General features: G+C 42.4%; 15 protein-coding genes. 11 read left to right on the top strand and 4 right to left on the bottom strand.

Annotated features, from left to right (window positions below):
* The first annotated feature begins 28 nt into the window (after window positions 1–28).
* Together R8G66_31030 and R8G66_31025 are read left to right on the top strand one after the other, a co-directional pair.
* Window positions 29–8248 carry an RHS repeat-associated core domain-containing protein gene (locus R8G66_31030; protein MDW3196851.1) on the top strand — a complete coding sequence of 2740 codons (8220 nt, stop codon included), beginning with the start codon at window positions 29–31 and terminating at the stop codon, window positions 8246–8248.
* A 661-nt stretch (window positions 8249–8909) separates the two neighbouring features.
* The gene (locus tag R8G66_31025) at window positions 8910–9221 is read left to right on the top strand and encodes a hypothetical protein (GenBank protein MDW3196850.1); all 312 of its coding nucleotides are present in this window, start codon (window positions 8910–8912) and stop codon (window positions 9219–9221) included.
* Window positions 9222–9276: 55 nt separating this feature from the next.
* Here R8G66_31025 and R8G66_31020 read toward each other — a convergent pair whose 3' ends face one another.
* The gene (locus tag R8G66_31020) at window positions 9277–9981 is read right to left on the bottom strand and encodes a hypothetical protein (GenBank protein ID MDW3196849.1); all 705 of its coding nucleotides are present in this window, start codon (window positions 9979–9981) and stop codon (window positions 9277–9279) included.
* 155 nt (window positions 9982–10136) lie between these two features.
* Complete coding sequence (locus tag R8G66_31015) at window positions 10137–10913, bottom strand: LytTR family DNA-binding domain-containing protein (protein MDW3196848.1); 777 nt, start codon at window positions 10911–10913, stop codon at window positions 10137–10139.
* 145 nt (window positions 10914–11058) lie between these two features.
* Here R8G66_31015 and R8G66_31010 point away from each other — a divergent pair, with 145 nt between their 5' ends.
* The 6 genes from R8G66_31010 (at window position 11059) to R8G66_30985 (ending at window position 17314) form a co-directional block, all read left to right on the top strand.
* Window positions 11059–12543, top strand: coding sequence for a hypothetical protein (locus R8G66_31010; GenBank protein ID MDW3196847.1), 1485 nt, complete (start codon window positions 11059–11061; stop codon window positions 12541–12543).
* Between the two features lie 92 nt (window positions 12544–12635).
* Window positions 12636–13652 carry a histidine kinase gene (locus R8G66_31005; GenBank protein MDW3196846.1) on the top strand — a complete coding sequence of 339 codons (1017 nt, stop codon included), beginning with the start codon at window positions 12636–12638 and terminating at the stop codon, window positions 13650–13652.
* Window positions 13649–14674, top strand: coding sequence for a histidine kinase (locus tag R8G66_31000; GenBank protein MDW3196845.1), 1026 nt, complete (start codon window positions 13649–13651; stop codon window positions 14672–14674). Before R8G66_31005 ends, R8G66_31000 begins: the two co-directional genes overlap by 4 nt.
* A complete protein-coding gene (locus R8G66_30995; GenBank protein MDW3196844.1) occupies window positions 14671–15432 on the top strand; it encodes a LytTR family DNA-binding domain-containing protein in 762 nt (253 codons plus the stop codon). Before R8G66_31000 ends, R8G66_30995 begins: the two co-directional genes overlap by 4 nt.
* A 76-nt stretch (window positions 15433–15508) precedes the next feature.
* Window positions 15509–15925, top strand: coding sequence for a hypothetical protein (locus R8G66_30990; GenBank protein MDW3196843.1), 417 nt, complete (start codon window positions 15509–15511; stop codon window positions 15923–15925).
* 420 nt (window positions 15926–16345) lie between these two features.
* Window positions 16346–17314 carry a zinc-binding alcohol dehydrogenase family protein gene (locus R8G66_30985; GenBank protein MDW3196842.1) on the top strand — a complete coding sequence of 323 codons (969 nt, stop codon included), beginning with the start codon at window positions 16346–16348 and terminating at the stop codon, window positions 17312–17314.
* Between the two features lie 6 nt (window positions 17315–17320).
* On the opposite strand, the gene R8G66_30980 is transcribed toward R8G66_30985, so the two are convergent.
* Window positions 17321–17818, bottom strand: a complete 498-nt coding sequence (locus R8G66_30980) for a hypothetical protein (GenBank protein ID MDW3196841.1) — start codon at window positions 17816–17818, stop codon at window positions 17321–17323.
* 288 nt (window positions 17819–18106) lie between these two features.
* On the bottom strand, window positions 18107–18505 hold the full coding sequence (locus R8G66_30975; protein ID MDW3196840.1) for a hypothetical protein: 399 nt from the start codon (window positions 18503–18505) through the stop codon (window positions 18107–18109).
* Between the two features lie 240 nt (window positions 18506–18745).
* Here R8G66_30975 and R8G66_30970 point away from each other — a divergent pair, with 240 nt between their 5' ends.
* From R8G66_30970 to R8G66_30960, 3 genes are all read left to right on the top strand, one after another.
* The gene (locus tag R8G66_30970; GenBank protein MDW3196839.1) at window positions 18746–19612 is read left to right on the top strand and encodes a hypothetical protein; all 867 of its coding nucleotides are present in this window, start codon (window positions 18746–18748) and stop codon (window positions 19610–19612) included.
* A gap of 70 nt (window positions 19613–19682) precedes the next feature.
* The gene (locus R8G66_30965; GenBank protein ID MDW3196838.1) at window positions 19683–19946 is read left to right on the top strand and encodes a hypothetical protein; all 264 of its coding nucleotides are present in this window, start codon (window positions 19683–19685) and stop codon (window positions 19944–19946) included.
* 63 nt (window positions 19947–20009) lie between these two features.
* Complete coding sequence (locus tag R8G66_30960; protein ID MDW3196837.1) at window positions 20010–21656, top strand: VRR-NUC domain-containing protein; 1647 nt, start codon at window positions 20010–20012, stop codon at window positions 21654–21656.
* Window positions 21657–21679 lie beyond the last annotated feature (23 nt).

The raw sequence follows: 21679 nt of genomic DNA, 5'->3' as shown, positions 1-21679 counted from the left end.
TTCAAGACAAACTGTGATGACTAAAACAATGACGACAACTAAGCTCAAGAAGTACTTTGTTACTATTCTAGCAATCGTATCAACGCTGACGCAAGCCTTTAGCCAGGATGAAGCATTGGTGCAAACTTCTTCAGAGTCACTATCCCTTCAGTCTACCAACCTGGGATTTCTTCAGAACAGCGTGAATCTGTTCACCGGTGAGGTAGCCTTTCCATTAAATTTGGTTTCGGCCTCTGCCCCAGGAGGTATTCCAGTCAATGTGTCCATGGGATACAATACCACCGGTCTATCTTCAGCTTCAGATGTTTGGAATAGAGAAGCGCCAACTTCAACTGTTGGTTGGGGCTGGAGTTTTGGGTTTCCTCAGATTATTGTTGATCACAAGCTGACAGGAACTAGAGAAGATGATGATTTCTTCCTATCAGAAGGAGGGCTCAATGCCTTGATCTATACTGGAACGCAATCGTATTTCTCGGAGGATAAACAAAGCAGCTATACCGCGGAAGTATACCGAACGAAAAATCACATGCCCTATAGCATCTATTTCATCCCAAGTCTGGAACGTTGGGAAATCAAGCGGGATGGAATGACCTATATCTACGGAGGTAAAAATGATTATCCTACTGCGGTCCAATGGGTGGTAAAGTGGGGAAATTGGATAGGTAATAGTGCCAATACGACCAATCAATCTCGACAGGGCCTGGTTTGGAATTTAGCAAAGGTGCACGACCAATGGGGTAATGATGTAGAATATACCTATCAAAATGTGGAGAATCGAGTTTCTGCAGTATCCGGAACAGGTCAATATCATACCGAAGCATCCTATCTTGATGAAATCACCCTCTCTGATGGAGTCATAATCGATCTCGTTTATACAGATAAATCTACTTGGGAGTTTTATGAGCCTCATACAGAAAAGTCGGAGCCCGACGCTTATCAAGAACGATATGAAAAGAAATTCCTTGATGAGGTTCAGGTATTCAATGAATTCGGAAACCTGATAGAAAAAATTGATCTCAGGTACAATGTGTTGAATTTTGATGGAACGCAACACTATGATACCAGGAAACGAGTACTGACCGAAGTAGAATCCTACAACATAGAAGGACATGCTTCTGATCCTATCAAATTTTCTTACATAAGCTCTGGAACCAATGCCAGTAAATTGCAAACGGTGACATCCCCCACAGGAGCTACTACATCTTTCACTTATGGTTCGGTGGTTCTTTCCGAAGGAGATCTCAATATTTCAGTTGACCCCCCTGCTGGTGGAGGTTTCACCGAACATCGAATTTGGTCAACCCCAAATTACACAGTGATTGCATGGTATAACCCATCTTCTGATACTGCAATAATTGAGTTGCACTATTGGGATGGCGCCTGGGAGAAGAAAGAACTTTTTGATATCACAAATCTGACAGGTCAAGATGTAGCCCCACGAGGGATTGGTTGGAATGTTTTTCAATTTGACGATCCTTTTCAGATTGAACTAAAGGCGGATCATTTTGCGATGATTGGTCCATCTTCACAATCCAACCACCACTATTTATACAGAGCGTACCTTGATTATAGTACCAACCAATGGAAACATCAAAAACATCACCTCGATGTAGGCAGTGGAACGCCAACGCTCTTAGCTGGGGATAAATTTGCCGGATTATTGACTAAATCGAGCGGGCAATTAAAATTGTATAAGCGTACAACCTCCGGTTGGGCATATGACAATATTGGGCTTCCGGTGACAGGTACATTTTTTGGCACGGCCACCAATAACTTCATTTTTGCTCATGATGAAGATGGTGATCCCGACAACCTTTGGTTCTTTTATTTGGATAAAGAGAATGTCTTTCAGCAGAGTACAGTCCCCTCAGGAATTCGATTTGCCGGAAATAGCTTTTCAAGTTGGCACAGCTCCAACAGTTTTGCTTATGTTGCTGCCTCTCAGAATCCGGAGTATGTCTATCAATGGGATGAGAACTACGGAAATTTCCAGCGCAAGCAGATCTTGGCATTAAATGGTGATGACATTGAATTCCACTCCCTCAACAATAATTTGTTTTTCATGCGGGACTATGATGACAATGATCAAGATTATCGGATTGGGCGGTATGATGGCAATAATTGGAAAGTAAGGGACTTCTCGAAAGGAGTTCAGTCTTATCCTCCAGTTTTGAACGAAGATTTTTACATTATTGATGACCTCAACTACTTCTATAGCTACAATCCAAACACTTCTACGTGGACACAGGTAAATGTTTCTGGACTTCCGGCTTCACGTTTTTTCAATCTTCAAAACGGTTTTTCGACTTATCGATCTAATGGGTCGGCAACGGGAGAAACGTATATTAGAAATGCTAACGGAACATTTACCGCGCTTTCGGGATCTACAACTTCGATAAAAACAGGAGGTACCAATTATGGGGTTAATGGAATTGGTGAAGTTTATTTCAGAGAAGGTAATCATGTCAATACTTCGAGCATATCGATTACTTCTCCAGATATTATTAGCCAATATGAATTGAGTCAATTTGGTGCGACCTCCTTCGCGTTTTATGATGATAATCAGATTCATTTGTGGAGAATCATTGACCAGCAGGTAGAAGGAAACATAACGGCACATCCTGTGATAAGGGTAACTTCGTTTGATGGCTTCCAAAATACCTACACTTCTTTTGATTACGAGGGGAGTTCGGCACGAGTGGATGCTGCCGGAACAGCAAATTTTAAGAAAGTATCAACTATCCCTGGGAGTAGTTCCACCTCCTCAAAGCCTTTCGGTCATGTGGATACGCAATTCTTCAATGGTCAAGATATCACCGGGGCAAATTTTGGTACGGAAAACCTTTACCATGCGATCCTTAAAGGCTCACCTTATCAGGTTTCAAACTACAACTCATCGGGAGTATTAGTTAGTGAGGCAAAAACCGGTTATACAACCATGGTTCGCTCACAACTAGGGTACTCCAACTTTCCGTTATTCACCCGAGTAAATCGCACCGATGAAAAATTACATGGCGTCACTAAAAGCACTTATTTCACTTATAATATTGAAGGACAACTTAAGGAGACAGAGTATTTCAATATTGACTCAAAAGGAAATAGCGATCGGGTTGAAAGTTTTAATACGTATTTCTGGGAGGTTTATGATTTGGACTTAAGTGAAGGCATTGCTTCACCTGTCGTACAAACAGAATCCCGGCTCAACGGAACGACCGCCTCTAGTAATGTCTCACGCTGGAAACAATGGTCCGGTGATTGGGCTCCATCCTCTAGTTTTACGTGGGAAGGGGGGAGTAGTACTTTTCCTGATTGGCAGACGACCAACTCACCAAGTGATTGGTTACTAACAGGTACAATCGTTCAAAGAGATGGATTGGGAAGTGTAATTGAAGAGGAGGATATCTATGAGAAACGTACCACCCATATCTATGGATATAACAGAAACCTTCCAATGGGGTCCGTTTATAATGCTTCTCCAAATGAAGTCTTTTACGAGGATTTTGGGAACGGTCAGAACAATCTCTGGAGTGGCACAGCGTTCAGCAATGGCCTTCTGAGTTTCAGCGGAGGGACTAAAAAAGCATTCCCCAGTAATGCGTTGTTAAATCCCACTTCCTTCATTGCTGACTTTAAAATCAGAGTTTTCGGAACCGGTTATAATAGTTTCAAGTTCAACGCCTCTTCGGTAGACCCTTCGGAAAACGAAGGCTTTTCTCTTAGAATAGAGGAAAATGGTGTCATTAGGCTATTTAAAGCAAGTACTCAGGTAGGCACTTATACATTTAATGTTGGTTTTAATGACTGGCATTCGATAAGAATCAAGCGATCCAGCAACGAAATCTCAGCTTATGTAGATGGAGAAGAAGTGATCACATATACAGCATCATCATCCGACCCCTCTGGCTCATTCCATGGTTTTTATGGCAATGGAACGGAATCCACCGTAGATCATTTCCGCGTGTATCCGGCGGATGCTTATGCCACAACTTCTGGCTATGATGACGAAACCAAGACAATGATAGAAGCGCTGGATGAAGATGGAATGATGGTCAAAACATTGAGCAACGCCTGGCAGAACCCAATTGTCAATGTAGATCCGGATAACCGGATCATCAGTTCTCAACATGGAGGTAGTTCTGTAAAAATTGGTGGAAGCTTCGATGCCTCAAATCCATCAAGAGTAATGTCTGTACGGCCTCGTGGACTTGAAAGTCTGGCAGATGATTTTTCTTATGAAAGAGACCAGTGGACAGAATATTCACATGCCGCTTCATCATGGAATTTGATTGATAACAGGCTTGTACACACGAATTCTAATACTACCAGTAGCAATAGCGGCTACTATTACAATTTTGGGCAAGAGCTGACAGGTGAAGTTTCTATTGAGTTTGACGTTTGGGTGGAGGAAGAAAAGAGCTGGTTGGATAATTTCGGCTTTGCTGCAGGTGGTAGTTCCTGGAACCGGACGATTGACGGAAGTGAATCTGCTCTTTGGCTTGCTTTTAGTGGCGATGATTTGATTACTAATACTGGTACCTGGGATACACTCAATGTCGATATGGATATAGAGGGTTATTTACATCGAATTCGAATTGTCGCTGATACTTATACAGATGAGGCTGACTATTACCTCGATGGTCGTTACTTAGGTACACTGCCATTTAGGTCGACCACTTCAGGAATTCAGCAAATAGGATTTAGGAATTATGGAAGTACGGTAGCAAGTACCTGGTACATCGACAACCTGGCTGTTTACACCAATGGAGTAGAAAGTGTCTCTTTCTTTGATGCCACAGGCAAGTCCACCCAAACGATGAGCAGAGCATCTAATGGCCATGTCCTGATTTCGGAAACAGGGTATGATGCACTTTCTCGTCCAATCTATCAAACCAAACCCACACGGAATAATGTCAGCCTCTCATATCGACCAGGTTTTGTTACTAATTTCAATGCTACGACAGGAATCCTCACGGGAGAGATCAGTTCTCTCAACGGCAATCAACAACACCTGTATGCTTCTACCAGTTATGAGGCTTCTCCATTAGGAAGAACATTTAAGAATGGCATTCCTGGGTCCGATTACTCTGTATGGGGAGGAACGAAAACAACATCCAGAACCTATAGTTCAAATGCTCCGATAACCTCTTCTGATTTTTACATGGGACCAGGTTATACCACAAGCGAATATCATGCAGTAAGGGTCGAAGACCCTGAACAAGGCAAAGTAATTTCGTTTTATGATAAAAGTGGTAGTCTGGTATTGACTAAACAAGGCAAAGTAGATATGGTGGATGCCTCAGGTAATGTGGTTCATGATTTCCTCTATACGAAATATCATTATCAGGATGGTACAAGAACGGCTGAAGTAGCACCACCTAATAATCATCAAATGCCGACATTGCCAGCGGACGGCAGTACACCTCCTGCTGATGCGTATTCTACTATCCGTAAATTCGATGTATCAGGTAGACTGACTGAAGAAAGTACCCCAGATGGTGGTACCATGTACTATATCTATGACGAAATCGGACGAGTTAAATTTATCAAAACTGGGTCCAACGACATCAAGTATTTCCGTTATAATAGTTTTGGTCAATTAACCGAAGAAGGCCTCTGGGCTACCAATTGGTCCTCATTAGCAGGCACGACAACTATTCCATCAAGCATAGCTACCTGGAGGGTTAAGTATACCTATGATGGATTAAATAACCTGATTGAAACGGCTTATAACAGCGATGCTTCATCAGATATTGAGAGCAAGGAAACTTACACCTACGATAAGTATGACCGGGTAACAACGGTTAGCCTCTATGTGTATGATTATAGTACAATACCTCATGTAGTAAGCTATACTTACGATCACTCGGGCAATCTAATCGATGAATCCTACGATGGATTTACGATTCGCACAACTTATTTTGATACGAATGGCTTACTGAAATCGATAGGCACACCTGGAAACACAGACCGATATGCAGCGTATAGTTTTGACGGCTTTGGCAACCTGTATCAAGAGAAGCTGGATGATCAAGGTGTAACTACCACTTTTAGTTATGACATCCGAGATTGGTTGACAAGTATTGACAATGCTTACTTCAGAGAAGACCTGAATTATAGTTCCGGAGGTTACAATAACGCAGGGTTTTATAACGGGTTAATTGCAAGTACAGCTTACACATTCAAAAGTGGGCTTTGGAGTGGAGCCTCAAGGCCGTCAAACTACACTTATGAATACGACTATGATAAAATGGGCCGTTTGACGAGCGCTAATCACACTTCGGATAATACCTATGACGTTGGCATTGGAGCAAATAAAGAGATCCGATATGACGCTAATGGCAATATCAAAAGCTATTTCAGGGGTTCACAACCTCATACCTACGAATACACTTTTGGCACTAACAAGGTCATAAATACAGACAATGACGGAAGCAACAACTTCCAATATGATGGCAACGGGAATGTAAAAGGAATGCTACCGAAGGGTTTTGCTGATATTGACTATGACCCATATGATAATCAAGTGATTAAGCTTGATCGGCTTCCCAATGGGCTACAACTTGGAGCGAATGATGTTTTTGTTAGTGATGATCTCTCCTTAACTAGTTCTGGTGGTAAAAATTACGTTCGGCAAGCAGGAGTTAAAATCACATTAGAAAAAGGATTCCAGGCTACTCAAGGTTTTGAAGCAAGCAGAGTTATCCCTGATTATGAAACCAGTTTCCAATACGGTCCTGGAGGGGAAAGGGTTTATAAAAGAGATCAAGAACTTAATGGATCATCAGACATTAAAACCATTTATATACGAGGGCTGAATGATTATCCGATTGCGATCCGCACCAAGGATCAATTAGGAAATGAAAGTGTCGTGCGCTTCATTAATGGATCTTCAGGCCTCATCGCAACTAAAGAAACAGGTGGAGATTATTTTGTACTAAAAGATCACTTAGGCTCATCTCGTATTGTCTTACAAGATAATGGCACGGTCTCCAGTACCTACAATTATCTACCGATGGGCGGATTGATGAATAGCACGGTAAGTGAAAACAACCCTTACCGCTTCCAGGGCCAGGAATATGATGCTGAAACAGGATTGCACAATTTTCGGGCCCGGTTCTATGATGATGAGTTGGGAAGGTTTTTTGGTATGGATCCTCAAAACCAATTCGCTTCCCCTTATGTTGGGATTGGGAATAATGCAGTGAACTTTGTTGATCCGGATGGTGAATGGGCCCATTTAGCTATTGCCGCAGGCATAGGAGGGGCGGTAAACCTTACTCATAATGCCCTGCAAGGAAACCTGGCAGGGGGTAATATTTGGGAAACTATCGGTAGAGGAGCGGCAGCTTATGGTGCAGGAGCAGCAGCAGGTGCTTTGAGTACATTAGGTCCGGCAGGATGGGGATACGGTGGCGCAATTGTTGGAGGTACCAATGCTTGGCTGAGTGGAGCGCAGGGAGCGGAAATAGCGGTCGCAAGTTTCCATGGTGTTGGCTCCGGTGTTGTAGGCGGTGCAGTTGGATCAGCCACTAGTGCCGGAGCCACCTCTCTTGTTGGCAGTGGTGGTGGATTCATAGACGGTTTTGCCAGAGGAGCAATAAGTGGTGGTGCCGCAGGAGGAGTGAATGCCGCAATATCTGGTCAACAAATTGGAAAAGGTATTTGGCAAGGAGCTGCTTTAGGGGGTGCGATTGGTGGTACATATACAGGAATAGAAGCTCATAGAAATGGAGCTAGGTTTTTTTCTGGCAAGAGAACATTCGATATCTCGAATGGAATAGGTGCACATAATATTAAAGTGGGTACTGCATCTATATTAGATGCGAAATATAGGGGCAAATTTGAGGGTGTGAAAATTTTTGAATCAAGAGAATTGGGGACATTTCGCGATTCGAAAAACCATTGGTCTGGAGGTGTCACCTTGCCTGGAAAGGGAATTATTGTTGGGCAAGGAGTATTTTCAAAAAACTTTGATATACAATTAATGCAGCATGAATTTGGCCACATCCTTCAAGCAAAGAGGCTTGGAAATGCTAGATTCTACGCTCATATTGGAAAAGCAAGTTTATTAAGTGCGGCATTCAATCATAGCCATAATACCTATTGGACCGAAACTTGGGCTAACTATTTGTCTCAGCAATATTTCGGCAGTAATTATAGCCCAACACCAAGGTTTCCAGTTAAAAATATTGGTTTGCTTCGATTAATATTATTATCAACTTCAGCATGGGGGGAAGGTTCTTATTAATTTTTTTAGCTGTTTGCTCATTTGGATGCCCATCATATGATCCACCTATGCAGACGGGACTTTTGGAGATCACAAATATATCCGACAGAACGTGGTACGTATGTGTGTCTTGTGAACGGAAATTGACTTTAGAAAACAAAGTATTTTATGAACTCGATTGGGGAGATGCTGCCTATGATGAATTTGGAAAGAAAAGAGAAGTTTTTTTTCCAATTAATAGATTGGACCCAGATAGTACATCTCATTTTGCTGGGTTTGGGAAGCCGAATATGCCAAAGGTCTATTGTCTAGACGATTCCATTAGATTGTTTTTTATTGAGGAAGAGCACATGAAAAACCTCACTTGGAAAGAAATCTGTGAGCAACAAAAGTTTAAGTATAAGATTAAACTGTCCAATCAAGAACTAGACAACTTAGACTGGAAATATGTTTTCAACGTGAAATAGTAAATCCAAGGGAAGAAAAGTAGAAAAATATCCAATTGCTGAGATGAGAAGAGAACTTAATGACAATCACGTTTAAGTTCAGATACTTTTAGCAACCCAATCACCCAATGAACAAATCAAGAATAATTAAGGCAATATTCTTAAGTTTTGTGTTCAGTGGATGTAGCATTAGCTATGACTTCTACTTAATCAATCGTTCCGAAACATCTGTACCGGTGAAAATTAGTTTCAGTAATGACCTACAGGCTAATTCTTATGCATTTAAAAGTTCTGTGAACATTGACAAGAAGCCAAAAAAAGGGGCACATGACCATTTTGAATCGGAAATTACTGCTACGGTAGATCGATCTGAAGTTAATTTTGAATTAGAGGCCAATAGCATCGTGTTTGTAGGTATTGGTAGACCTGGTGGTAAGTCTTTTGAGGGCCTGACAATTCATAGCAAAGACTCTACTATCGAATTATCGTTTAATGAAAGAGAGTACTATAAAATAAACAAGAAGGCGGTTTGGTATGAAATTCACTGATCGCTACATCTAATCAAGTTCGTGTATACAAGCTATTGAAGACAACAAAACTCCATTACTCCGGAAAATCCCTTAACCTCCCAAACTTCAATACCTGATCTCGATTTGTATCCGAAATTCCTGTCATGACCAAGGCTTTTGGTCCGGGTTCTACTCGCCAGGTTTCTGCAGGCAATTGACTGTCATGAGGTAAAAAAGTCACTTCTGGCCTATGTCCGTGGATGTGCCAGTATCCTGTTTTTCTTTCCCCTTTGTCATTGCGCTGGATCACCACCCGGTCCCAACGAATGAAAAAGTAGATTTTTCTTTCAGCATCTAAACTTTCCAGGTTATCCGCACCATTCTTTTCAGCAGCCTGTAATCCCCATATACCGACCAGCCAGTCAGCGGGAGATTTAGGGAGCTTGTCCGTTCTACTGAGCGTCACGATGACATTCATGCCCTCTTCTTTTCGTTCCCAGATCATTTTATTGTCTTTTGCAGACACCTTGAAGGGGCCAAATGGATCCTCTAATCCGTAGCTGTTTTTGGTCTCCAATGTTTGAGCTTCCAGATCAAATCGCCAGATCCCTTCATCATTTTGTAGCCAGCCATTTCCTCCGGTATAGGTACCATCATCATCGTATTTAAACCACTTGGCGACGGGCGTCATCGTTTCTTCTCCTACACGGACTTCCTCCACCATCCAAAGACCTGTGAGTTCCTGTGCCTGGATGAGAGAACTAAAAAGTAATAAGTGTAATGCGATTTTGATTTTCATGTTCATTGAGTAGCGTTCAGCGAAATTGTGATCAGAATGTTTGATTATATAACGATTAAGTGGTTTTGGGATGAAATTTCCTGAGGAGTGACGAAAAATCCCCCGACCTTCGGCCACCCCCTTTGAAAAGTGGGACTAGGCCCTACAGGCTTTCCTCACTCCTCTACCGACTTCAACACCTCTTCCTGATAGGTCTTGGAAACGGGAATGATCGAATTGAACCCCAGGTCTAGTTCGAGTTTTTTCGGTGATTGAACCAGCCGAAGAATTTTGGTGCGATTGATCAAATAGCTGCGGTGGCACCTGACCATGTTTGGTTGATCACGCAGTTCTTGTAGAATCTCCTTCATGGTTTTGCGGATCAGTTGTTTTTCTACCTGCCCATTGATCAAATGATGGATGTTAACATAATTCTCTTCTGCCTTGATGAAAAGCAAGTCTTGTGGTTTGATGGCCAAAGAAACTTTACCACCCTCAGCTTTCAGAACGAGAAGGTCCAATTCAGTTTTTGGTTCTTTGAAAAGAATGGATACTACTGAAATGGGGATCACCAATACCATGGGTACTTCTATCATCATCAGACCGTAACTGATCCAATACCATTCCTTCCAGGCCCAGAAATAATTGAAAAGGAGATAGACTAAATGGGCTGTGACTAATATCTCTATTGCATACCAAATTGCTCTCTTCTTTCTGGAATCGATGATTAACCTCTGTCGGATCCACCATTCTTGTGCTCCTACAGACAGAAAAGTGATCAAACCAAAGCAAATAGATCGGAACAGGAGCGAATGCCCTGAATAGGAAGTGCCTGTCTGAATATTAAAGGCATTGTATAAATACAGTACGACAAACATGAATCCACCTGAAGTAAGTGCCAACAGCCATTCCCGGGTATTGAGTTGCTTTTTGACCATAGATAATACGTCCATATCCTGTTGTTTCACGCTATTTGATCCCCAAGACATTGCTGCTGCAATTCAGTACATTTTTGTGACAACTCATTACAAAGTGGTTTTTTCCTTGCCGTTGTTACTTCAAGTTTGTATCAAGTTAAAAGGTCAAAAATTAACGGTCATGATGAACTCGAAAGGTCAAAAACTCCAAAATCTTGCAATAGGGCTCGGCATTCTTGCCGCCCTTTGCATCTTGTTCATTCCCCAAACTTCTGTTGCTCAAATTTCGGTCAGTGTGAGCAAGGGAAAAACTGAGTATTCCCGAAACGGAAGAACAACCATCAAATTTAACGATTGGCAAAAGTCCTACAAGATTGATTTCGAAGGAGATTTCGAGTTGTCGGATAATGACGAAGACATTGTAAGCGTATCTCGTGGAGGCTATTTCGAAATTACTCGTTCTGCTTTTGGAAGCAAACGACGAGTGATCATCGAATCCGATAGTCGTGGAAACCTTACTAAAGAATATTTCGTGGGTCGCGAACGCATGGATTTCGAGCCCGAAGGCCGCGAATGGTTGGCAGAAGTGCTTCCTGATATTGTGCGTTCTACCACTATTGGTGCAGAATCTCGTGTGAATCGCTTTTATCGACAGGACGGTGCCCGTGGCGTGATGGATGAGGTAGAGCGCCTGGATAGCGATTATCTAAAATCTCACTACATCAATATTTTAATGGATAAAGATGGTCTAAGCACGAACGAATTAGTGGCCGTTATCGAAGGTGCAGCACGTGAAGTGAATTCAGACCACTATTTGACAGAGATCCTGAAAGACAATGAACGTGTATTCTTTGCGGATGCAGCTACCTCCAAGGCATTTATAGAGGCCAGTGAGGAGGTAAATTCCGATCATTACCGATCACAGATCCTGAAAAGAGTATTAACTCGGACGGACGTAGAAGGTGATCTCCTGGTTGCTGTTTTGGAATCCGCAGAAGAAATCAATTCTGATCATTATCTATCGGAAGTGCTTCGGGAAACCCTGGAAGAGCGTAACCTGACGGATGAATTGATCAGCCAGGTAATAGCAACGGCTCGGGAAATTAACTCAGATCATTATCAAAGTGAATTGTTCCGCGACGCACTGGAGTTAGATCAAATCTCCGATGAAAGCTTTTGGGTAATCCTCGATGCTTCTGGTGATATCAGCTCTGATCATTATAAAACGGAATTATTCAAGGAATTGCTGGAGCGAGATCTGGATGACAAGACCTTAAGTAGAATGATCGATGAGATTGAAGATGATATAAGCTCAGATCACTACAGCAATGTTTTGCTGACCAAGATCGTAGCCGAGCAGAAACTTGGACAGGAGTCCAAAGAATCTTTCAAATTAGCAGTTCGTGACATTGGATCCGATCATTACGCAAGTCAGATTATCATCCGTGCCGCGGACGATGCGGATCTCGATGACGATTTGGTGACCAGTTTACTCGAAAGCGCCCAGGACATCAATTCGGATCACTACATGTCGCAAGCGTTGATCTCCCTTTCAGATTATATCAATGATTCCGGGAGCGAAGAACTGCGCAGACTGTATCGATCGATTGCCAGAGAGATCAGTTCAGACACCTATTATGGACGCGCAATGAAGGCGCTTGATTAAAAGACTTTTCACGCTCCAAAAAGACTGAGAGGAACCACAACAAAAATGGTTACTCTTGGTCTTTAGCTACTGACTTTTCACTAGATTGGAGTGTGCAAAACATCCTCACCCATACTAACCTGGCTTTGAGAAATTTCTTTGCAGCAGCATTCGTGGGCATGGCTCTGGGGCTACTCTTGTACAGCTACCTTTCGTTTAGCGAAGTACTGCTCCCGGACCTTACCTTCGAAAGTGGCGTTTACAGTGCTCTGGTGGGACTTTTGGTGGCGCTGGGCTCACACACGATGAACTTATTGCTCAACAAGTTCATCCCCTGGCGCAAAAATCTTGGTGGCCGATTCATCGTGGGAATCATTGGCTCGCTGATTTTGATTTGGGCATTGGTGGTGATGCCCTTCCAAATTTTTGTGTCGGACGATTACGAGACCCTGGTCAAACTTGACATTATTCTGCTTTTGATCACACTTATCTATAATGTGATCTACTTTGCCGTATATTCTTATTATCAATTCTCCACTGCTCAATTGCAGTTTGTAGAAAACGAACGAAGACAGATGGCTTTGCAATTAGATGCACTGAGAAGTCAATTGAGCCCGCATTTCCTATTCAATTGCCTGAACACCATTTCTTCCTTGCTGTACAAAGACTTGAATAAGGCCGAAGATTTCATTCGCCAATTGGCGACTACCTATCAATTTACCTTAGATACCCAAAAACAGCCGATTATTCCCCTGGAAAAGGAGCTGGATTTCGTCCGAGCTTATAAATACCTTCTCAACGTACGTTTCGAAAATCTGGTACAGATCAAGATTGAGTTATCGGATCGGGCGTTGAACACGGTGATCCCGCCGATGACCATTCAGCTGCTCGTGGAAAATGCAGTGAAACACAATGTGATCTCAAAAGATAATCAGTTGCGAATTCACGTGTACAATTCTGGAAACTGGTTGGTCATAAGCAATAATAAAACCAAGAAACCGGCAAAGACCACTTCATTCAGGATTGGACTCGAAAACATCAAGAACCGGTACATGCTCCTGAACAAAAAAGACATTCAGGTGAAGGATGAAGAAGAATTTTCTATTTTGTTACCCCTGCTACGGTTATGAAAAAGCTCTTTATCCATAACCTGCTGTTCCGGCTCATTGGCCCGATTTTCATCGGGTTGGTGATCTATTTACTCATTCTGCTGATCAATAATTCCATTGGACAGTTAGATGAATTGTTTGCCAGTACGGAGGTCTATCTCTGTATTGTGCTGGTTTATCTGATCCTGGAGTTGGTCCGGTTCGCCATGATAGTCGTTGAGCGACGGACAGAAAGCTGGTCTTTTAACAGACAAGTCCTTGCGCAGCTTCTGGTGGCCATGGCTTGTATGGCGTTCGTCGTTTACATGGTGGTGGAAGCGTACTTCAGCCAGGTTTTGGGGTATAACCCAAGTGCGGCGGAGTTCAATATTTTCCTGGGTATTTATGGTTTCATGGTGATGATGTACCTCACGCTTCACTTTAGCCATCTTTTCCTATACAAGGAAAACAAGATGAAGTTCGAAGAAGAAGAAATCCTGAAAGAAAGCCTTGAGTTTGAATTCCGGAACTTCAAGCGGGGGATGAACCCTAATCTATTATTAGAAAGTTTAGAATCTTTGATCGCCATCAGTGATGAACAAATCGATTCTGCAGACGAATTGATCGATGAGCTTTCCGTGGTTTATCGCTACATCTTAAGCAGTAACCGTTCAGAACTGGCCTCCTTACAAGAGGAATTGAATGCAGTACAACACCTGATCAATTTATTTTGGTACCAGGGCATTGATGTGGATTTCAAGCAAAATGCCTTTGGAGACGCGTTGTGTGTTCCCGGGACTTTGTTGACCATTGTCGAGTGGCTGATCCGGGCGTCTATCCATTCCAGCATACAATCACTGGAGGTCGAGATTGTGATCCATGAAGATGACCTGGTGTTGGTGAGTACAAGAAAAGAAAAGCTTTCACCACCGGTGCTGGATATTGCTGATATTAAGCGAGCCTACGAATTCTACACCGAAAAGAAAATACGGTTTTCATCAAACGCTGAGATTACCGAAATTCGCATTCCAATTTTAATTCCAACCGAACCAGAGATGGCATGAACGTCCTGATCATTGAAGACGAAATACCGGCCGCAGAGAAAATCGAACGCTATCTACTCAAGTACGATAGCAACATCAAGATTTTGGGCAAGCTGCAAAGCGTAGAAGAATCGGTGGCCTGGTTGCAGGAAAATGATCAATCGCTGGACTTGATCTTTTCTGATATTCAGTTGACGGACGGACTGAGTTTCGAAATTTTCCAAAAACACCCGGTCAATATCCCGGTCATTTTTGCGACTGCCTACGATGAATATGCCCTGGATGCCTTCAAGCTCAACAGCATCGATTACTTGCTGAAGCCTGTGACCTTCATGGACCTGTCCAATGCGATCAATAAGCTCAAGACAGTCAAGGAAGAATTTGGGGATACCAGCGAGAAGGTGAAGAAGGTGGTTCAGGATGCGGAAACCAGGAAATACAAAGCCCGATTTATGGTGAAGCTGGGTGAGCACATCCATTCCATACAAACAGAAGATGCCAGTATTTTCTTTGCAGAAGGACGAACTGCGTACCTGGTGACCAATGCCAGCAAGAAATTCATTGTAGATTTTAAACTGGAAGATCTGGAAAACCTCCTGAACCCGGAAACCTTCTTCCGTGTCAACCGGACCTTCATCCTAAACATTCATGCCATCAAAGACGTGTTGGTCTATTCCAACAGCCGTCTAAAAATCACACCCAAAATCGAATTCGATCAGGAAATTATCGTAAGCCGAGAACGAGTCGCTGCTTTTAAGGATTGGTTTGGTGGTACCTAGCATCCGACCTGAGGATGAACCAGGGATTCGTGTTGGGAATCAAATCAGGCTTCAAAATTCATACTGGGTATCCGAAATGCCCCATATAAAGGAAATGAAGGACGAGTATTTATGGAAAAATAATTTCCAGCATGTCTGTTTATACTTTCCGATTTTAAAATCCAGAGGAGAATATGCCAAACCGTTCTTCCATCACAGCATCTCCACAATTGAAGAAATTGAGTCTGATGATGAAGGTAATTATATATTCTTAAGAACTAACCTTTTCTGGATTAGTCTCGCTGATGCCCTACAGTCTGGAGAAATTGAGGTTTACCAAGGCCCCGCGAATAAAAGCATCGAAGAAATAGATGCTTCCCTAATTGACGATTTGGAGTTTTTCGAGAAAGAATATCTTAAAAGCAGGTTCGAAATACTTGAACGAGAAAACAACAAAAATCACAGTTATTCCCTTGGTTTCTATGAAATGCGAAATGCAAGGAAATGGAGTTAACGTGTCCTGTATGCCGTCATGACTCCCAAACTGAATTAATCACCATTCTTCCATTTTTCTTTCAAGATTTTCTAGTGCCGTGAATCTTCCGGACTCCATTCTGGAATTTGCCGCTTTTAGACGCTCTTCAAGTTGATTTTGAGTCATAGACTAATCAAGCAAAGTGTCGCCCTTGTCTTCTGAGTTCGGTTTTTCTTTCGCCATTTTGAAGTTTATTTAAAGATAACGACATAATCATGAATTCACGCTGTTCTGTTCAAACCTATAAGGTCGTTCTGGATTAATGTAGGTCAAAACCTTATAGGTTTTCTAAAGCAAGACTTAAATCTCTGCGTTTTTAACATCACTGAATTCATTGCTTGAAATTTCCTCGATTTAAGTATTTTGTAGTTCTATCTTTAAGAGCAAAATCCACTAACCATGAAAGCTGCAGTTACTACCCAAATCGGAGATCCTTCCGTCATTCAAATACAAGAAGCGCCTGATCCGATTGCCAAGCCCGGTTGGGTACGCATTGAGATCAAGGCTTCAGGACTGAATAGATCTGAAATGTATACCCGCCAAGGGCATTCGCCGAACGTCAGGTTTCCTCGAATTCAGGGGATTGAGTGTGTAGGAGTGGTGAAGGAATGTCCTTCCGGGAAATTTCAACCGGGTCAGCAAGTGGCTGCTATCATGGGTGAGATGGGTCGTGAATTTGATGGTGGATATGCCGAACAGACAGTCGTTCCCGAACGTATCGTCTTCCCTTTTGAAAGCGACTTGCCCTGGGCCACGCTGGGCGCGATTCCCGAAATGTTTCAAACGGCCAATGGGTCTCTGGTGGAAGGTCTTGAATTGAAATCCGGAGAAACATTATTAGTCAGAGGAGGTACCTCCTCGGTAGGGATCATGGCAGCACAGATTGCCAAAACCATGGATTGCACGGTATTTTCTACGACAAGAAGTGAATCTAAAAAGCAAACATTACTTGATATTGGTGTAGATGAAGTCATCTTAGATGCTCCGGACCTTTCGAAAAGTGTCAGAGAAGTCAAGCCAGAAGGAGTGGATAAGGTGCTGGAACTCATTGGCACAAAAACTTTAGGGGATTCTTTGAAATGCGTCCGTCCGCAAGGAATTGTTTGCATGACAGGTATCCTGGGCAACGAATGGGTTTGGAAAGATTTTGCTCCATTTGAGCACATCCCCCATTACGCTAGACTCACGTCCTATGGCGGTGACGCACATAATTTGTCTTCGGAAATGTTACAAACCTTCCTCGACAATGTCGCTGCAGGTAAGATCAACATTCAGATCGATCGAACATTCAGCTTATCCGAAATGGCAGAAGCGCATGAATTGATGGAAAGTGGTAACGCGAAAGGAAAGCTTGTCCTGGTGATTTAGAACCTGCTAATCAATGTTTTCTGCGATCTTGTTAAGTCGGGGTTGAATCCACCAAATTCCTATTGGCCAAAAAAGCATCAAGAAAAAATCTCCGAAATAGTCTCCAAATCCTGCTTCTTTTTCTAACTCATTAGAATTTAGCGCTTTCGCTGGATAAAAAAAGAATTGAAACAAGGCATACATGAAGTAGACTACCCAAATAAAACCGAGGAGTCCGTTTGATTCGAAACTCCCGTCAAAGAACATAGCCAGAGTTACGAATGAACAAATTACTACGAAGCCATTGATGATGAACAGGGTCTTTGGAAGTTCAACTTTTTTAGGGAGTCGTTCTGTAATCTCTAATCCAATTGCGAAATACCAAATCATATAAAGAAGTGTGCCAATCAGATTTAGTACAGTATTTAGGAATTCATTGCCAACCCAGGTAAATCTGGACATAAATGATGCGAGAAGTAGTATGATGAATATCTGCCAGTGCTTTAGTTTTAGAAGAAGCGTCATTCAGTTTAAGCTTTGTAATGATTAGAGTCCTGGTTATATCAATGGAATAGAAAATTCAAATCGACTTTTTTGCATTGACTCACTACCCACCAAGGTAAATATTCCTCGGTCAAAAATGCAGAAAAACTCAATAACCAATTAACCAAAAACCCACGGAGTAAGTCTAAAAATTTAAGAGGTTCTTCCGATGAGCCAACCAAATTACCCCACTTACAGTATTGTAAATTGAGCGGTGTTTATAATTTCCTCCGGCTGTGAAATTTCTATGGATCAGCCGGGGGTTACTTCTTAAGCGTCTTCTGATGTGACCAACCCGTCAAACTCTAACACTAATTCCAGGATTTGATTGGCTTTTACCCTCAAAGCTGCCGGAGAAACATCCACTAGATGAGACAATGATTTATAGATCTCCTCTTTTCTTTCCAGATCGCTAGCGGCCTGTTTGAGTAAGTCTTTATCTCCTTCTTTTTTCAACAAATGAATGGATTTTTTAGAAACCTTGATATCGGTTTTCATCAGGGGAAGCAGCTCTTGAAGGGAACTTTTGGCATCACTGTAATTGTGGCTTTCTACCGCTTTTGCGAAGGCTTGTTTGGCTTTTATAAAGTCTTCAGATTTCTCAGATGATTGGGCATTGAATACAACAAATAGCAGCGTCAACGCCAGAAAAAGTCGCATGATTTTCATGATTGTCTAAGCTTTATGTCTACAACAAAGATAGACAATTTTTATAAATGCCTTAATAACAGCTATTTAGAGTTATTTACATCAACTAATTATTGCGATATTTCTGCTAGACTGCTGTTAAAAAGCTATGTATGGATTTTCATTCTAACGAATGTCATTCCCAGAACGCATCTGTTTTGTTCAAGTACTTGTAATTGACAGATCAATTCTATTTTTATTGCCTTGAATTAACACCCTTAGATGATGCTACTTTCCCGTGTATTCGCTGTTTGCCTTACCATTTGTTGCTTTACGGCAATTGCCCAACCTAACACAGAAGTATATCTTTTTGATCTGGAGAAAACCAAAGGTGGGTTTAGCCTGTCCAATCCAGTCAATGTATCGGATAATCCTGGATATGACAATCAGCCCTCCTTTTCATCGGATGGAATTACCCTGCTCTACACAAGTTTTCAAGCGGATGAGCAAACCGATATCATCCTTTACAACATCGCAGAAAAGAAAAAGACTCGATTTACGGAAACGGATGGCAGTGAATATTCTCCTACCGAGTCGTTTAATGGAGATTTGATCAGCACGATTATCCTGGAAAGAGATGGCCGCCAATTACTTTGGTCTTATGACTTGAAAACAGCTGAACCCAATGTATTAGTAGAAGACCTGGTCATTGGCTATCACTGTTGGTATGATGAAAATACCTTGTTCTCATTCGTGCTTGGAGAACCGGCTACGCTACAGAAGAACAACTTGCAAACAGCAGAGAATACCGTCATTGATGAGAAGATAGGCCGTTCGTTGCATCGCATTCCCGGCAAAAAGGCCATTAGCTACATCAGCAAAGCCACGGACGAATGGAAGGTCATGGCTTATCAGCCGAAAAATGGTAAACAAAAAGTCCTGGCTGAAACGCTTCCCAATGTCGAGGATATGGCATGGACTCCTGAAGGCACCATGATCATGGGCCAAGACAGTCAACTTTATTATCGAAGTATGAAGGATAAATCCTGGTCTTCCCTGATGGACCTTTCACAATTCGATTTAACCGGGATTACCCGTGTTGCGATTAGTCCAGATGGAAGTAAGCTCGCTGTGGTGGTCAACGAATAAAATCCGGGGATTACTTGACAGACAATTGGATTTAACTGATATTTCTTGATTCAAATAATCGCCATCAGTTATGATAAAATGCAAAGATTTCGTTCCCGAAAAAAAGAAAGGGGGAATTTTCAAATCCGGATCCATTCAGCACTTTGACGAGGTACTCCAGGAACTAGACGAATGGATGGCCTCTGAGAAAAAGGAAATCATCAACATTGAAACCGTATTGCTTCCTAACATTCATGATTCAGAAGAGGAAGGAAGTCAGGATACAGAACTGTGGACCGGTGGTGAGTCTGCTTCCAAGTGGTATCAATTGTTCCGTGTCTGGTATCACGATTAAGTTAGAAATTACCAATTAAACCTTCTACTACTCAGGCATTACCCGCATTTTTGTCAGTGCAATATGCCTGAGTCACCTACCAACGGACCGATCATTCTTCCACCGAAGTATTACCTGGATTACTTTGTTGACCTATTGAGTTTTCTGGAAAAGTATTACGGTGACATCCTGGGTGAACCCGACAAGGAATTCATTGAACAATTCGATGCGCTGAGTGAAGATGCTAAATGCCTCTTTCTTCGGTTTGCCAATCGAAAAGGCCCCTGTTTTCGAGTCAATAAACTGGATTACGAAGAGATCAAAGACATTCCCGCTGCTACCTATGAATTGCTGGAAGCAGATTTTATTTCCGAGGAACTTCCTGAAGACTATGCCACCTTCAATTTATTCCTGAAGAAGGAGCTCATTGCTGCATATCCCGAACTCAAGCCCTTCAAAGCAGACCCGAAGCCCGAGCTGATCGAACACTTACTCATTCAGGAAAGATCCATCTACGAAATCGCACAGCATGAGCCTGTCGTGATGGTCGAAAAGCAAGAGGAATTTGAATTTCTGAAGCTGCTCTACTTCGGGGAATACAAAGTACCCATGTCCGAATTTGTGGTGCGAGATGTGGGACATGTGAAATTGGAGAAGCTGGATGAAAATGCGTTTAAACCCTGGTGCCAAAGCCGGGACGAAGCAGCTGCCTTCTTTGAAATCTCTCAAATTAAATCGACGATCCGCAAAGCCCTGAGATTGTTTCCGGCTTCTGCTGTACATGATGAGATTGAATCCATCCCATGGGTTCACTTTCAGCAATTTGGTCACAGCGAAAAAGCCTTGTCCAAGATCACACTAGAGCTGGGGCAACAACTCGAACGAGAAAAAGAACCGGAGCTTGCATTACGATACTATCGGTTGTCAAGTAAACCACCCTCCAGAGAGCGACAGGTCAGAATTCTGGATTCCTTAGGCCATGAAGAAGAAGCCCAGGAATTGGCAGCCGAGATGTTTGAAAACTATGCCAATGCCACGGAAAAGATTTTTGCCAAGGACTTTTTGAACCGTCCAAATATTCGGATCAATCGCAGTATGACTACCCGAATGCATGCTTCACCTTCCGTGGATTTAGCACCAGAACCCGGATTGCGTGTAGAACAATTGGTCATTCGGCATTTTCAGGAAGGTGGATTCGAGGCAGTTCATGCGGAAAATTTCTTGTGGCGCAACCTCTTTGGATTGATGTATTGGGAAGAATTATTTGACCAAAGTCAGGAAGGGTTTCATCATCCATTGCAAAGGGCATCGGCCGATCTGTATCATCCTGACTTTTTCAAAAAGCGACAGCCTGCATTTGAGGCTAAAGCACAATCCTTGAATACGAGAAAAAAGATCTTGTCGAAGATTGAAAGCACGCATGACGAAAAGTATGGGATAGCCAGCCCTATGGTTTATTGGCATGAACAGATGCTTAATTATCTCCGTCCATTGATCGACAAACTTCAACCCCGGCAAATCAAAGGGATTACCTGGGAGATGGCCCGGAACATGAAAGAGAACGCGACTGGATTCCCTGATCTTTTCATCTGGAACGAAAATGAATATTTTTTCTACGAAATCAAGTCTCCGAACGATCACTTGTCTGCCCAACAATTGTTCTGGCTCGACCTCATGCAACAGCTAAAGATCAACGCTGACATTTTGCGAGTGAACTATGATGCTTCCTAAAGTTTGTTCATTAATTTCATAGC

Source organism: Cytophagales bacterium (genome assembly GCA_033344775.1).
Lineage (GTDB): Bacteria > Bacteroidota > Bacteroidia > Cytophagales > Cyclobacteriaceae > JAWPMT01.
This window is presented reverse-complemented; position numbering and strand designations above follow the sequence as displayed.